12 protein-coding genes are annotated in these 13,833 nt (G+C 45.8%); all 12 read right to left on the reverse strand.

Annotated features, from left to right (window positions below; genetic code table 11):
• Positions 1-1,437, reverse strand: a complete 1,437-nt coding sequence (gene abc-f, locus AB4Z30_RS03960; RefSeq protein WP_441923493.1) for a ribosomal protection-like ABC-F family protein — start codon at positions 1,435-1,437, stop codon at positions 1-3.
• 480 nt (positions 1,438-1,917) lie between these two features.
• On the reverse strand, positions 1,918-2,523 hold the full coding sequence (locus AB4Z30_RS03965) for a pentapeptide repeat-containing protein (RefSeq protein WP_441923494.1): 606 nt from the start codon (positions 2,521-2,523) through the stop codon (positions 1,918-1,920).
• A gap of 102 nt (positions 2,524-2,625) precedes the next feature.
• On the reverse strand, positions 2,626-3,234 hold the full coding sequence (locus AB4Z30_RS03970; RefSeq protein WP_441923496.1) for a GNAT family N-acetyltransferase: 609 nt from the start codon (positions 3,232-3,234) through the stop codon (positions 2,626-2,628).
• Positions 3,235-3,301: 67 nt separating this feature from the next.
• Positions 3,302-3,664 carry an Asp23/Gls24 family envelope stress response protein gene (locus AB4Z30_RS03975; protein ID WP_441923499.1) on the reverse strand — a complete coding sequence of 121 codons (363 nt, stop codon included), beginning with the start codon at positions 3,662-3,664 and terminating at the stop codon, positions 3,302-3,304.
• Between the two features lie 206 nt (positions 3,665-3,870).
• Positions 3,871-6,009 (reverse strand): S9 family peptidase, encoded by a 2,139-nt coding sequence (locus tag AB4Z30_RS03980; RefSeq protein ID WP_441923501.1) that lies wholly within the window; start codon positions 6,007-6,009, stop codon positions 3,871-3,873.
• Between the two features lie 18 nt (positions 6,010-6,027).
• Complete coding sequence (locus AB4Z30_RS03985; RefSeq protein WP_441923503.1) at positions 6,028-6,960, reverse strand: ABC transporter permease; 933 nt, start codon at positions 6,958-6,960, stop codon at positions 6,028-6,030.
• Positions 6,961-6,975: 15 nt separating this feature from the next.
• Positions 6,976-7,893: an ABC transporter permease gene (locus AB4Z30_RS03990; protein ID WP_441923505.1), complete on the reverse strand. Its 918-nt coding sequence runs from the start codon at positions 7,891-7,893 to the stop codon at positions 6,976-6,978.
• Between the two features lie 105 nt (positions 7,894-7,998).
• Positions 7,999-9,570: an ABC transporter substrate-binding protein gene (locus AB4Z30_RS03995; RefSeq protein WP_441923507.1), complete on the reverse strand. Its 1,572-nt coding sequence runs from the start codon at positions 9,568-9,570 to the stop codon at positions 7,999-8,001.
• Positions 9,567-10,778 (reverse strand): M20 metallopeptidase family protein, encoded by a 1,212-nt coding sequence (locus tag AB4Z30_RS04000; protein ID WP_441923509.1) that lies wholly within the window; start codon positions 10,776-10,778, stop codon positions 9,567-9,569. The genes AB4Z30_RS03995 and AB4Z30_RS04000 overlap by 4 nt, the downstream gene beginning before the upstream one ends.
• Positions 10,775-11,527 (reverse strand): FadR/GntR family transcriptional regulator, encoded by a 753-nt coding sequence (locus AB4Z30_RS04005; RefSeq protein WP_441923511.1) that lies wholly within the window; start codon positions 11,525-11,527, stop codon positions 10,775-10,777. The genes AB4Z30_RS04000 and AB4Z30_RS04005 overlap by 4 nt, the downstream gene beginning before the upstream one ends.
• Before the next feature lie 268 nt (positions 11,528-11,795).
• The gene (locus AB4Z30_RS04010; RefSeq protein ID WP_441923513.1) at positions 11,796-12,509 is read right to left on the reverse strand and encodes a glycosyltransferase; all 714 of its coding nucleotides are present in this window, start codon (positions 12,507-12,509) and stop codon (positions 11,796-11,798) included.
• Between the two features lie 226 nt (positions 12,510-12,735).
• Positions 12,736-13,833 (reverse strand): Gfo/Idh/MocA family protein, encoded by a 1,098-nt coding sequence (locus AB4Z30_RS04015; RefSeq protein ID WP_441924191.1) that lies wholly within the window; start codon positions 13,831-13,833, stop codon positions 12,736-12,738.

Here is a 13,833-nt window from a genome sequence, read left to right on the forward strand (position 1 = left end):
TTAATATTGTTCAACAAAAAGTAAAGTTGGCTCATACTCCAGCAACAATTTTTCGATTTGCATGCGTGAGATGACGTCGATAAAGTTCAGAGGTTCATCCCAAATGTACAGATGAGCCTGCTCACTTAGACTCTTGGCAATAAGCACTTTCTTTTTTTGTCCCGCACTGAAGGTTGAGATATCTTTCTCCAACTGTAGTCTGGACAAGTCCAGCTTTCTCAGGATTGATTTGAATAGGCTCTCATCTAGACCCTGATTCATAGCATAGTCAGCCAAATTGCCTTCGAGTTCCGATGTATCCTGTGATACATAGGATATTTTTAACTGATGGTCCTTCCGAACAACACCTGTATGCGAGATATTCTTATCACATATTAATTTGAGCAGACTTGATTTGCCTGAACCATTTGACCCATACAGACCAACACGATCTCCTTTTTTCACACTGAAGCTTACATTCTTACACACCAAATTTGAACCGTAGAAGATCGATACATGTTCCAATTCGAGCAGCTCATTTTTGTGAAATGGCAGCTGATGAATCTGTAAACGATCGGCGTCCTCGATATTTTTAAGGAGTTTAGATTTCTCATGAATAGCAGATTGTTGCCTCTGCTCTATATGTTTGGAACGTTTCATCATCTTCGCAGCCTTGTGCCCAATGTATCCCTTGTCTACCTTCGAACCGGAATTCCGGGTACCATTTTTGCTTTTCTCAACTTCATGTGACCATCCCCCGGTACGTTTAGCAGAATCAGATAGCCGCTTGATATCCTTAAGCAGTTTTTCATTGCTTGCAAGTTCGTACTGATCCTGTCTTCTTTTGTTTTCCCACCAAGCCGAAAAATTGCCTTTTTGAATCTCAATAGTTGTCTTGTTGATTGACAGGATGTGGTCTACACAATGGTCAAGAAATGAGCGATCATGAGAAACTAATATAAATCCACTTTTGCTACGGAGATAATTACTGACAAGTTTCCTCGCATGCAAATCGAGATGGTTGGTAGGCTCGTCTATGAGCAAAAACTGATTATCTTTCAGAAAGAGGACGGCCAGCATCACCTTCGTTTGTTCTCCATTCGATAACGAATTGAACGGCCGGTACAGAACATCTTCGGATACGTGGAGTAAGTTCAGCTCCCGCATCATCTGCCAGTGAAGATATCCAGGAACAATCTCCGCAACCATATCAAGCGTCATCACTTCCTTATCATGCACCTGAAAAGGAAAATATTCAAAGCTGACATTAGCCGAGATATGACCACTATATTCATATTTTCCCAGCAGCAATTGCAGAAAAGTTGTTTTCCCTCGACCATTTCTTCCGGTAAACCCTAATTTCCAATTGGAATCCAGTTGGAAACTTACATTTTCAAATATGTTATCGTAACTGCCTTCATAAGCAAAGGTCAGATTGGTTACGTTGATTATAGACATACAAATCATCCTTTTTATGTGAAATATAAAAGTTAGCCATGCAGTTTATCACCATGACATGGTTCTCTCACTTTCATATTTGAACATAATCAGAACAACGCAAAAAGGCTTATAAAACAGTGCTTTTTCGCGTACCCTTAGCCTAGCTATGCGTTCAGTAAATCTGACGATTTCAATTTCATCACCAGGTGTATCTATGCATAGGAGGATAAAGTAGCGCCCGGATTCTGTTTCGTTATGTTGTGAACCATGCCATCGTTCGTGTTCATTGACAGGTTCACATTAACATCTACAACCTCTAATTCAGTCAACACTCTATCCCCCCTTTTATAGGCAAAATGAAACACCAAAAACTTAACACAAATTATAATAATAGGTCAACTTATCGTAGTCTTACAGCTTATCCTGTCCTCTTAACGATTTAGCGGTCCACCAAGAATAGAACGATCTAAAAGTACTATCCCGCTCGCGGTTGACAAACTAGTCCACTTTTGCTCCGTAGGAGCGTGCAATCAGAACGGCCTGTTCACGATCCATACGCACGCCTTTTAAATCCAGAGATTTCAGATCAATGCCATCCAAAATAGCACCCCTCAGATCGGCACCCTGCAATTTCACCTTGCTCATCGACACTCTCGTAAGATCACAATCACGCAGGTCAGCTTTGCTTAAATCGGATTCGGCCAGATCGGCTTCAAAAAAACGAATGCCTCGCAAATCCTGTTTTCCGAGGCGAGTATGTCGCAGATTGGTATAAGACCAATCTCCTTTTACAAGTGTAATGCCATCCAACTGGGCATCGGAAAAGTCCGATCCCGTCATTTTACAAGCCGTAAATTTGGAGGCAAACAGGTTCGCACCCCTAAACATGCAGTTCTCAAACGCAGACTCTGTATGTATGGATCCATTCATCAATGCACCCTTGAAATCACATTCGATGAAACGGCAATGGCTCGTTTCGATCTCCTCCATGGAAGCGTTCATGAACGTACAATGCTTGAACACACAACGAATTAACTCGCCGTAACGCAGATCACGTCCCTCAAAGTGAACGGCCTCATATTCCTGATCCTTATATTGATACATTCCATACACCTCGTTTGGTATCGTGTTGACGTCGTAGTCATCTTTTCGTAACAACATATTTAATAACTACATGTTCTACTATACCATATGGATACGACTGATTTAGACAAGTACTTTTGACATTCTGTACATGGATACAGCAGGTTTGTTGATCTCACCTACTTTGTTGTAACCCAGACGTTCGTACAACTTGATCGCACCCACATTCTCCTGTTTGACCGTTAGAGAAGATTTGAAATATCCTTGCCGGACGGCCTGCTTCTCTACATGTCCGATCAACTCTGTTCCGATCCCAAGCCCCCGGCTTTCGGGCAAAGCCGCAATGGTTCCGATATGATATTCATCATTCTCTGCCTCTTTTAACGTCACCATGGTATAGAACTCTTTCCAGTTCCGCAAGTTGTATCCGATCAGCTTCCATTTATGTATATCAAACAACTGAGAAAACGTTGTCCATGCCAGCTTGTTCATCAGCGTCGTCGGATAACACATAATCATGCCAAGTGTTTTCCCCTCCCGCACCGCTTCATAAGCGTACTCGTGACTAAAACGATTATTTCGGGCATTCCACAGCTTCTGAAATGTGTGACCTATAACTGCCGGTTCTCTGGAACCAGCCAGAGAATACTTCATATAGTCGAGCGCCATCTCAGTTAATTTTCCTCCAACAGCGGTTTGAGGCTTTGCTTTTACAATGGATATTTGGCTCATAACTGTCACTCCTAATGTTTGTGTATTATGTTCGCTTGTTATGGTCACTTTTTTATAGCCGCTTGCTCTAAACTTTGGACGGATGCGGTTCGGATGTAATACCATCCACGAAAACGTTCACTGCTTGAATCGATAATCCTGTAAAATGTTCAACCTGATCAATGACCTTATGTTGCAGCTCTCTGCAAACCTCGTGTACTTTACTGCCGTAAAGAACGATAATTTTGACGCTGATCTCCACGCTATTGTCTACTCTGCGAATCGTAATGCCGTTTTGCAGGCTACGACCACTCCATATTTTGCTAACACTTTCAACCAATCCAGCCGACATGGAAGAAATCTCACGAGTAGCCCGCGTTATTTTACCGACCAATTTGGAGATGACTTCATCGGATATTTGGACATGGCCTATCGTTTGTTTGATCATCATATGATCACCTCACTATTATTTTGATAGTATTTAATATCATTTAATTAAAATATATATCATTTAAAAGCCGAATTCAACTTTTGCTGTATACAACAAAAAAAACCGCATGAATCGCGGTTTTTGGTTTCTTTCATATGAGGTTTTTGTTCTACGTTAAAAGTTTATATTAGAGATTATCTCCCCGAATTAGTTCTTCGTCTTATGAGTTACAAATACTCCTTAAACCAGGCATTTACCTGTTCGAAGCTGTCTACCCGAAGAGAAGGTTTACCACTTTTGAGCAGTGAATGGTTAGAACCCGGATAACGAATCAGCTTGGTTGTTTTACCATAACGCTTCAGCGTCGTATACAACTCCTCCGCCTGAGCAATCGGTGTTCGAAAGTCCTGTTCGCCATGCATGATGAGCAACGGTGTTTCGATGTTGTGCGCATGAGCGAGCGGAGAACGGGACCAGAGGTACGCAGCATGCTCCGCCGGATTGCCTCCGATCACACCCTCCACGTAAGAAATACCGATGTCACTTGTGCCGTACATCGATAACCAGTTGGAGATACAGCGCTGCGTCACAGCAGCTTTGAATCGATTGTTGTGAGCGACAATCCAGTTCGTCATGACACCCCCGTAACTGCCGCCTGCAACACCCAAACGGGTTTCATCCAAGGTAGAATACGTTGACAACGCATAATCTACAGCTTCCATCAGATCCCGATAATCACCGCCTGCGAAGTCTCCACGACAAGCTCTTGCGAATGCTTGTCCATATCCCATGCTGCCACGAGGATTAACCCATAACACAGCATAACCTTCGGCAAGAAGTGTCTGCATCTCATGACTGAATGATCCGGTATACATCGCATGAGGACCACCATGAATCTGTAGTATTAACGGCAATTTACGGTGAGCCTGTAATGCATCTAAACTTTGGTTTGTAGATGCAGATGGTGACCCCACGGATGGAGCAACCTTAGTTTCAGCCGCATATGTGTCTTGCATTACATCGGGAATCGCTAGCCACCCTTGGATCAACCAGCCGTCCGATGAAGTGAATTCAACTCTTGTCGGCACGTTTACTATGCGTTTAGCCATAAATTCATCATTACGTTGAGTGAGTCTAGACATTTTGCCGCTTCTCATCTCTACGGTATAAAGCTCTCCCGGATGATTATCCGTCAGAGCAGCTATGATCAACGTTTCCTCATCCGCTGAAATCGTATATTGATACACATCTTTTTCGCCTGCAGGGGTGATGACTTCGCAGCTTCCGTCCGCCTGAATCCGGTACACATCGACATTTCCATAATGCGTTCCCAGAACATATACCCCCTGGTGTGGAAACGAGCGACTAATAATTGGCGAAGGTGAAGCACTTGCGGACTTCATATCTCCCAGCGCAGCATTGCCGATCTGCATATCTAATTCAGGTGCGAATAGCCTGGGTATCCCCCGCTGTACTGGAAGTGTAAAGAGTTGATGATGACTCCCACTCCCATATTCACGATCACTGGCAATCAGGATCAGTTGCTTTGCATCGGCTGTAAAAGAGAACTGGCTAATCTGGAGACTGGAGTCCGTTACTTTGAAAGGTTCGTCGACTACTCCTGTCCCCGACGCAACACTGACCATATAGACGTCCGTGTGATGAAGTAAATCCGGATCGACTCCTTCCTCCTGTACTTGTTTAGAAATAAATGCAAGATTCAGGCTGTCCGGTGACCAGACCGGTGTAGTAATGTTCCACAGTCCGGACGTTATCTGTTGTATGTGTCCACTCTTGATCTCGTATAGAAACAGATGGCTGTATTGACCATCCCACCACCCCGCACCCTCAGCTTTTGGCGTAGTACGCTCATAGACTTTGCCGCGCACTAAAGGCGCCTGCTGAGCAGATGGTTCAGCATTTAAAGCTCTCGCCCACTCATTAGTCCTGGATGGAACAGTACTCAACGGAGTGGGATCAGGCTCTACTTTACTGGTAAAAGCTATATATTTCCCATCGGGTGACCAGACGTAACTAACAATTTTACGTTCAGGAGATATGAGCATGTCCGGTTGCGCCCCTTCCGACCGAACGAACCACAATCCTTTTCCGGCCTGAGCCTGGCGAATAAATGTCAACTTGCTGCCGTCCGGTGACCATGCTGGTGAGGTATCTTTCGTGCCATCCGTCAGCGCGACATCTTGTGTACCATCAAGCGAGATTCCTCGAATCTGTGTTTTATATTCGTTCTTCATCTGATCCACTGTCTGTTCAACGTATGCAACTTGTCCGGTTGCACTGACCACCGGCTGACTGATCCAGCGATAGTGATACAGATCCTCCGGTGTAATCTGGCTTTTTTTCATATCCATATCTCCCTTCCGTCATGATTTTTGAGTTGACTCCGTGCGAGGATCAAGCACATCCCGTAACCAATCACCAAGGAAAATAACACCGAGAACGGTAAACGTAATCGCAAGACCCGGGAATGTCGCAACCCACCAGCTCGTGGCTACATACTGACGTCCATCGCTCAACATGCCTCCCCACGATACATCCGGCGGTTTGATCCCCAGTCCCAGGAAACTCAGTGAAGCTTCCATGATGATCGTTGTACCTACATTCATACCGCAGATGACAATGAACGACGATATTATGTTAGGCAAAATATGTTTGATAATCAAACGCCCGTTCTTGGCACCGATAGACCTGGCTGCAAACACGAAATCACGTTCTTTGATGCTGAGCACTTCACTTCGAACTACACGGGTGAATGGAACCCAGTTCGTTAAACCGATCACAAAGATCAGTGTAGTCATACCCGGACCAACAATAGCCATCACAACAAGCATGAAAAGTATCGTCGGAATAGCCATAAACGCATCGCCCACACGCATAATAACGGCATCCAGCCATTTTCCGTAGAATCCCGATATCAGACCCAGAATTGCTCCAAGAATACCCGAGACAATGACCGCCCCCATACCCACAATCAAGGATACGCGTGCCCCATACACGATACGGCTCCACATATCTCTGCCGAGGTTGTCGGTTCCCAGCCAGTACTCAGCCGTTCCACCTTCAAGCCATGCAGGGGGTTTGAGACGATTCAGCGGATTCACTGCTGCCGGATCATGACTCGTTAACAGAGGTGCGGCTATAGCAATCAGGACAACAACCAATACAAGCACTGCACCGAATAAACCGGTCTTGCTGATGATTAGCTGTTGCCAGAAGGACTGAATTCCGGCAATCGTGCGCTGTCTGTTGTGATCCTGTTCTGTAACCAGAACGGATGTTTCATCGCCGTCTCTCATCGATCGCACCTCCTTCTAGTCATATTTGATACGTGGGTCCAACAGTCTGTAAGACACGTCCGTTAGAATATTTACAACCACCACAATAAATGCAATGACAAACACAGCTGCTTGTACAATTGCCATATCATGTGTATTTACGGCCACAACCAGCAGTTGACCCAAACCGGGCCAAGAGAATACCGTTTCTGTAATCAAGGTACCACCAATCAGACTGGTGAACTGAAGACTCATGATCGTCACCACCGGAATTAATCCGTTGCGAAACGCATGTCTTGCAATCACCGTCATTCGTCCGAGACCTTTGCTGCGAGCCGTGCGAATATAATCTTGATTCAGAATCTCAAGCATGCTGGACCGGATCAGCCTTGTCATCTGTGCAGCAAGTCCTACGCCCAGCGTAAATGCAGGCAGAATCAGATGTGATAACCCTCCGCGACCCGAAACGGGCAAAACGCCCAGCATAACAGAGAATAGCAGAATTAGCATAATGCCCATCCAGAAGTTAGGCATCGCTTTCCCGATCACCGAAATTCCCGAAATGAGCAGATCGGTAAACGTATTCCTTTTCACTGCAGAGATTACACCAAGAGGTACTGCCATCAATACGGCAAACAACRTTGCAGCTACGGCCAGTTCAAAACTGGCAGGTAATCGCTCCAGCACCAGCTCCAGTGCAGGTTGTCCGTAACGGAAGGATTGACCGAAATCCCCCTGTATCGCATTGCCCAAAAATTTCACATACTGTGTGTACAGAGGCTGATCCAGCCCCAAGGCCTGTGTTAACACAGCCCGGTCTTCTGCCGTAGCCGTTTCAGGTAACATCAAAGCAACAGGATCACCCGTTACCCGAACCAGAATAAATACGATTAATGACACAATAAACAGGACCGGAATGACCTGCAGTAAGGATTTAAATACGTATTTGCCCACTCCCGGCTCACCTCCTATTCCAAAAAAAGAACAGCAGGAACTTGTTCATTCAGTCCCTGCCGTTCTGACTTACTGATGCAATGACAGGTGGTTATAAGCCTGATTTTACTTTGCAGCAGGTGTAATCTCGTCCGCATAGAACATCTCATCACTGCGTGGTGCAAAGTTCACTTTGTCATTGGTTCCATATACGCCTTCCATCTGATACAAATACACGGCCGGGCGCTCTTCAGCAAAAATCTGCTGTACTTGCTGGTATTCTTTTTCACGAGACTCAGGGTTCATATTCACAAGTGCAGATTGCAGCAATTTCTCTACTTCCGGATTGTTGTAGTCTGATTCCCCTTTGGCTTCTTCCACCATATAACGGTTATAGTTGTTCGAAGCATCAAACAGGGAATTACCAATACCAATCATGAAAATTTCTTTGAATGATTTGGAGCTGTATCGCTCGCTGAATGCACTTGGCTCCAGTACGTCCAGATTGATTTTGAATCCGGCCTGATCCAGCATCGCTGCAACAACTTCAGCCTGTTCCTTGTACTGGGAAGAGACTGAGATAGTCATCTCTGCTTTCCCCTCAGCGTAACCAGCTTCTTTCAGGAGCTGCTTTGCTTTCTCCGCATCGTACAACGATTTTTTATACAGTGACGGGTCTGCACCGAAGTTGCCTGGTGTAACAGATGTGCGTGTAACAATGCCCGCTCCACCGGCGATGCTGTCTACAATACCTTGTTTGTCGATCGCCAGATCAATCGCCTCACGCACCTTGGGATCAGCTGTGATGCTGCCCTCAGTCTGACGGAAGATCAATTGGAGAACACGCTGAATTGGTGCTTTCACAATTTTTTTGTCTGCTTCGCCTTCAATACGTGCAATGTCCGTGGATGGGATTGCTGCAGCAACATCAACGCCGCCAGCAAGCAATTCGGAGACACGCGTGGAAGCTTCTGGGATCACACGAAACACTACTTCATTCCATTTCGGCTCACCGCCAAAATATTTATCATTTTTCACAAGCTCAACACGGTCGTCCTTCGTCCATTTGCTGAATTTGTATGGTCCGGTGCCCACTGGCTCTTTCAGGAACGCATCCATACCCTTGTCAGCAATATATTTTGCTGGCAGGATGCCAGCACCCATTTTTGACAAACGATTAAGTAGCAACGGATCTGGTCCATCGGTAATGATGTCTACCGTATGCTTATCCACCACTTTAACTTCAACAATATTTTTGAAATAACTGTTTTGCTTTAGGGTATTATCTTTAGCTACACGCTCTAAGGTGTACTTTACATCAGCGGATGTAAACGGATCACCGTTGTGAAACGTTACGCCTTCACGCAGCTTGAATCTCCACGTTGTATCATTCACTTGCTCCCATGAAGTGGCGAGCGCAGGAACTTTTTTCTGCTCACTGTCGTTTTTGATCAGATAATCAAATACGTTTACAAGCACAGCTTCACTCGCGGTATTGTTATTGTTGTGTGGATCAAAACTTTCAATATCCGTTGCTGCCGCAATTGTTAACGTGCTACTGGCAGCTGTACTTTCACTTCCGCTTCCCTCAGAAGCTGTATTGTTCGTCGTACCTTTACTTCCTCCACCACAAGCACTTAATACCATCACGATTGCCAGCAAAGTAATCCACAAGCCTGTCCATTGTCTCTTTTTCATTGTGATTCTTCCCCCTTGGAAGTTGTATTCCTAGCCAAAAATTCAAGTGCAATTGCTGACAACAGGCCTACGCCATAAGGCATGACCGTTTCGTCAAGATCAAATCTCGGATGATGAAGCGGATATCGTGTACGCTCCTCTTCATTTCCCGATCCTAACCGGAAAAATACACCAGGCACATGCTCGCAATAAAAAGCAAAATCTTCCCCGCCCGTAGACGGTTTGATATAACTCCAACCCTTCTGCGCATTAACTTCTTCACAGACATCGGTCAGCAGATCAACCATGCCAAGGTCATTGACCACAACCGGATAACCATCACCATACAAGACTTCACATTCAGCACCAAATGAACTGCACACACCACTCACTACTTGCTGGATGAGGGCAGGCATCCGTTCACGCACAGCAGGAGATAACGTGCGGACCGTTCCGATCATCTCGACTTCAGGTGCAATAGCGGTACCCATATAACCTCCGGTGATTTTACCAATCGTGACCACTACAGGTTCAAGCGGGTCAACCATACGGCTGGCGATGTTCTGCAATGCAGTAATCACCTGAGCGGATACGGCAATCGCATCAATACCTTCATGCGGACGAGCCGCGTGACCTCCCTGACCAACAATCTTGATGACGAGCGGATCAGCCGAAGCAAAAGCAACCCCCTGACTTACACCCACTGTCCCCGTATCCTGACCGGGCGTCATGTGCAAGCCAGCAATGGCATCTACCTTTGGATTCTCCAGCACGCCGTCCTGAATCATGGACCTTGCACCGGCTAGTCCTTCTTCCGCAGGTTGAAAGATGAACTTGATGTTGCCGGACTTGGGTCTGCCAAGCCCTGTGAGCAGTTCAGCAGCCCCCATCAGAATCGATGTGTGTGCGTCATGACCACAGAGATGTGCCCTGCCTTTCACCGTTGAACGATACTCGACTGATTTTTGATCCTCAATCGGCAAAGCATCCATATCTGCTCGAAGTGCAAAGGTAGGACCCTCTGTTTCTCCTCGAAGCAGGCCAGTTACACCTGTCTTCCCAACATGACGAGTAACCTCAAGTCCAAGGCTTTCCAGATGCTCGGCTACAATAGAAGAGGTGCGATGCTCCTCATAACCAATCTCCGGATGGCGATGCAAGTCTCTGCGCCAGTCACTCAACTTCGCTTGCAGCGGCTGAGCCAGCTGTATTAGTTCAGATTGTTTCATTGGATCTCATTCCTTTCATGTTTCTCGGATTCCGACACCAACCGCGCATAGATGGCATCAGCCGAGAATTCGATGTGCCTTTTCATCGTATCTCGTGACCTCACGCTGTCTCTTGACTTCAGTGCTTCAAGAATCTCCATATGTACTCCGTAGTTTACGGAACGAATTCGGTCATCGTAAGGCATCAGATCGAGCGCCGGGTTGATTTTGGTTCGAATTTGTCTGACAGCTCGTTCACAGTACGGATTGCCAGATGCTTTGGCTATGGTCAGATGGAATTTCACATCCAGTGCTCTGAACCATTCTCGTGTACAATCCGGCTCGATACTTTGCTCCATATAGTTATACAGCTGTTCCAGTTCGCCTGCGGTGATCCGCTCAGCAGCCAGAAAAGCCGCTTCCGGCTCAATAATCGTCCGATATTCAAACACCTTGAGCATCTGAGCCCAGCCTCGTTTGATCTCTTCTCTTGTCCGTTTATGCGAATTGGTCGTGAGTGGCAGGACAAACGTTCCACCTTTGGCTCCAACTCTTTTCTCGATCAATCCTTTATCTTCCAGTGCGGAGAGCGCTTCGCGAACCGTAATCCGGCTTACATCGAACATCTCGGCCAAATCCCGTTCAGCCGGAAGCTGCTCCTCACTCATCAACTCTTTTAAAATAATAGCCTCCTCCAGCTGTTCTCGAATAAACTCACTAACCTTTTTAGTGGATACTTTTTCGAAACGAAAGGAGAATGGATTAGACATCTGAACACTCCAATCTGTATATGGTCTAGACCTTATACCATTAATATAATTCCGACTAAACTGATATGCAATACTTTTTTTGATAAATTCCAACATTTTTTTACTCATTGCTTCGAAATCGTTCTTTTCAAACGGATGTCAAGGCGACCAATAGAGAAAAAAGACGCTCTGCTCTGGCTCAGAACCTCTTTATGATGAGAAGATACACCTATTCCCTTTTCGCTAAGGAGAACGGGCACCGCACATTTAGTCGTCTAACTTCTTTCTTCTATACTTCCTTATTGGCAAAAGGCCTGAAATTCCCGGTTACAGCCAGACGCTCGCTTCCTTCGAGATAAAACTGATCCTCCGCCCGCCAGGTATGACTTGCTTTGTTTTGCCTGCGGAGATAAACATAGTTGTAAGGGGAGGTCGTATACGTTTTGTAACCTCTTTTTCTGCATTGTCTAAGAAATGTAACATCCTCGCCAACCGAACGATCGGTGAAACGAACTCTTTTTAACACCCTTTTCCTGAATAATAAGGTCCCCCCCTGGATGAATTCCACAGGTTTATTGCTCTCGCCCGGTGACCTTACCAACAATGTTCGGGAAGATTCTAGATAGACCAAACAGGAGTGTTTGCCCACGATATCACTTCCAGTTCGCCGGAGAGCACGCACCTGTTCTTCTAAATAATAAGGAGAGTAGTAATCATCATCATCCATTTTCGCAAGGAGTGAAAAACGGACTCTMGTTAATCCCGCATTCAAACACTGCCCGAGTGACACCCTCTCGGGTACCCGGTATACGTAGACATTGGCGTATTTCTGCACTTTTTTTCGAACCAAACGCATGTTCATACTGTCCAGATTCAGAATGATGATCAGTTCTTTTTCCTTGTAACGCTGACGATTATAATTTTGCAGGATGTTATCAAGAAATTGCGGACGGTTGGTGCACACAACGATGGATACTCCCATAGGAGTAAGGTATCTGGCCAAAACATCCCCTCTTTTCAGCTTATTTCCTGTCATCCTATGTGCTTGATCCATGCCAGGTATGGACTACTTCCTCTAGTCCTGAAAAATAACACAAAAAACCTCTGCCTGGACAACCGGACAAAGGTTTCGGAGAACAACTTTTCCATATTACTTATTACTCATAGCTTTTATTACTTATTGCTTTGTAGCACAACGAGGGCAATGGCATAAAAAAAATAAAATTGATTTAACCTTCCGCGTTATTGTTAAAATAAATGGCTTTACCTGTTCGTGCCGACTCATAGACAGCTTCCAAAATTTGCGATACGACCAGTGCCTGTTTCGGTGTAACTACAGGCTCCAAATCCTGATCAATCGCTTCAATCCATTTACGCATCTCCACATCCGGTGCATTTTCGGACTGTCCTTCATAGAAGTCCACGCCGCCCGAACTGAGTTCAATTTCCTGGGTAAATAGACGGCTGAACTTCTCGCCATTAATACGAAGTCCATTTTTCATGTCAGCACCTGCCTCGGTGCCACTCAGACTGCATTTAGCCTCATCCACATCAAGCGAGTTCAGCGCCCAGCTGGATTCCAGCATAATGGTTGCCCCGTTTTCCATAACAATCATGCCAAAGGCCGAATCCTCAACCGAGAACTTCTTAGGGTCCCACGGTCCCCACGCATTCGCTGCATTTTCTCTCTGGGAGAGCTCATGATGCGTCGTACCAAGCACAACCTTTGGCTGATAATTGTCCATCATCCATAACGTCAGATCCAGTGCATGTGTTCCAATATCAATCAGTGGCCCGCCGCCTTGTTTCTCTTCATCCAGAAAGACACCCCAAGTTGGAACGGCTCTTCTGCGAATGGCATGGGCTTTGGCAAAATAAATCGATCCCAGCTCCCCAGCCTCGCACAGCTGCTTCAGAACCATACTATCCTGACGGAAACGGTTGTTGTATCCGATCGTTAACTTTTTCCCCGTACGTTCTGCGGCTTCCAACATAAGCTGTGCTTCTGCCGCGGTCTTCGCCATCGGTTTTTCACACATGACATGTTTGCCTGCCTCCAGGGCAGCAATCGAAATCTCCGCGTGGGAAATATTCGGTGTAAGCACATGCACGATATCCAGCGACTCATCCTTCAGCAGCTCCTGGTAATCCGTATACACCTTGGCATCAGCTGCACCGTACTGTTTCTTTGCCTCAGTGGCACTCTCTTCCACAATATCACAGAAAGCAACTAGCTCCACGTTGCTCAATTTACTCAAACTTGGCAGATGTTTGCCGTTTGCGATCCCGCCACAGCCGATAATTCCAATACGATACACTTTACTCAT

The sequence above is a fragment of the Paenibacillus sp. 2TAF8 genome (assembly GCF_052114825.1).
In the GTDB taxonomy this organism is placed as follows: Bacteria; Bacillota; Bacilli; order Paenibacillales; family Paenibacillaceae; genus Paenibacillus.

Excerpts from the sequence above, each read along its gene's own strand:
- abc-f (WP_441923493.1), bottom strand. The coding sequence starts at position 1,437 with ATGTCTATAATCAACGTAACCAATCTGACCTTTGCTTATGAAGGCAGT.
- AB4Z30_RS03965 (WP_441923494.1), bottom strand. The coding sequence starts at position 2,523 with ATGTATCAATATAAGGATCAGGAATATGAGGCCGTTCACTTTGAGGGA.
- AB4Z30_RS03970 (WP_441923496.1), bottom strand. The coding sequence starts at position 3,234 with ATGAGCCAAATATCCATTGTAAAAGCAAAGCCTCAAACCGCTGTTGGA.
- AB4Z30_RS03975 (WP_441923499.1), bottom strand. The coding sequence starts at position 3,664 with ATGATGATCAAACAAACGATAGGCCATGTCCAAATATCCGATGAAGTC.
- AB4Z30_RS03980 (WP_441923501.1), bottom strand. The coding sequence starts at position 6,009 with ATGAAAAAAAGCCAGATTACACCGGAGGATCTGTATCACTATCGCTGG.
- AB4Z30_RS03985 (WP_441923503.1), bottom strand. The coding sequence starts at position 6,960 with ATGAGAGACGGCGATGAAACATCCGTTCTGGTTACAGAACAGGATCAC.
- AB4Z30_RS03995 (WP_441923507.1), bottom strand. The coding sequence starts at position 9,570 with ATGAAAAAGAGACAATGGACAGGCTTGTGGATTACTTTGCTGGCAATC.
- AB4Z30_RS04000 (WP_441923509.1), bottom strand. The coding sequence starts at position 10,778 with ATGAAACAATCTGAACTAATACAGCTGGCTCAGCCGCTGCAAGCGAAG.
- AB4Z30_RS04005 (WP_441923511.1), bottom strand. The coding sequence starts at position 11,527 with ATGTCTAATCCATTCTCCTTTCGTTTCGAAAAAGTATCCACTAAAAAG.
- AB4Z30_RS04015 (WP_441924191.1), bottom strand. The coding sequence starts at position 13,833 with ATGAGTAAAGTGTATCGTATTGGAATTATCGGCTGTGGCGGGATCGCA.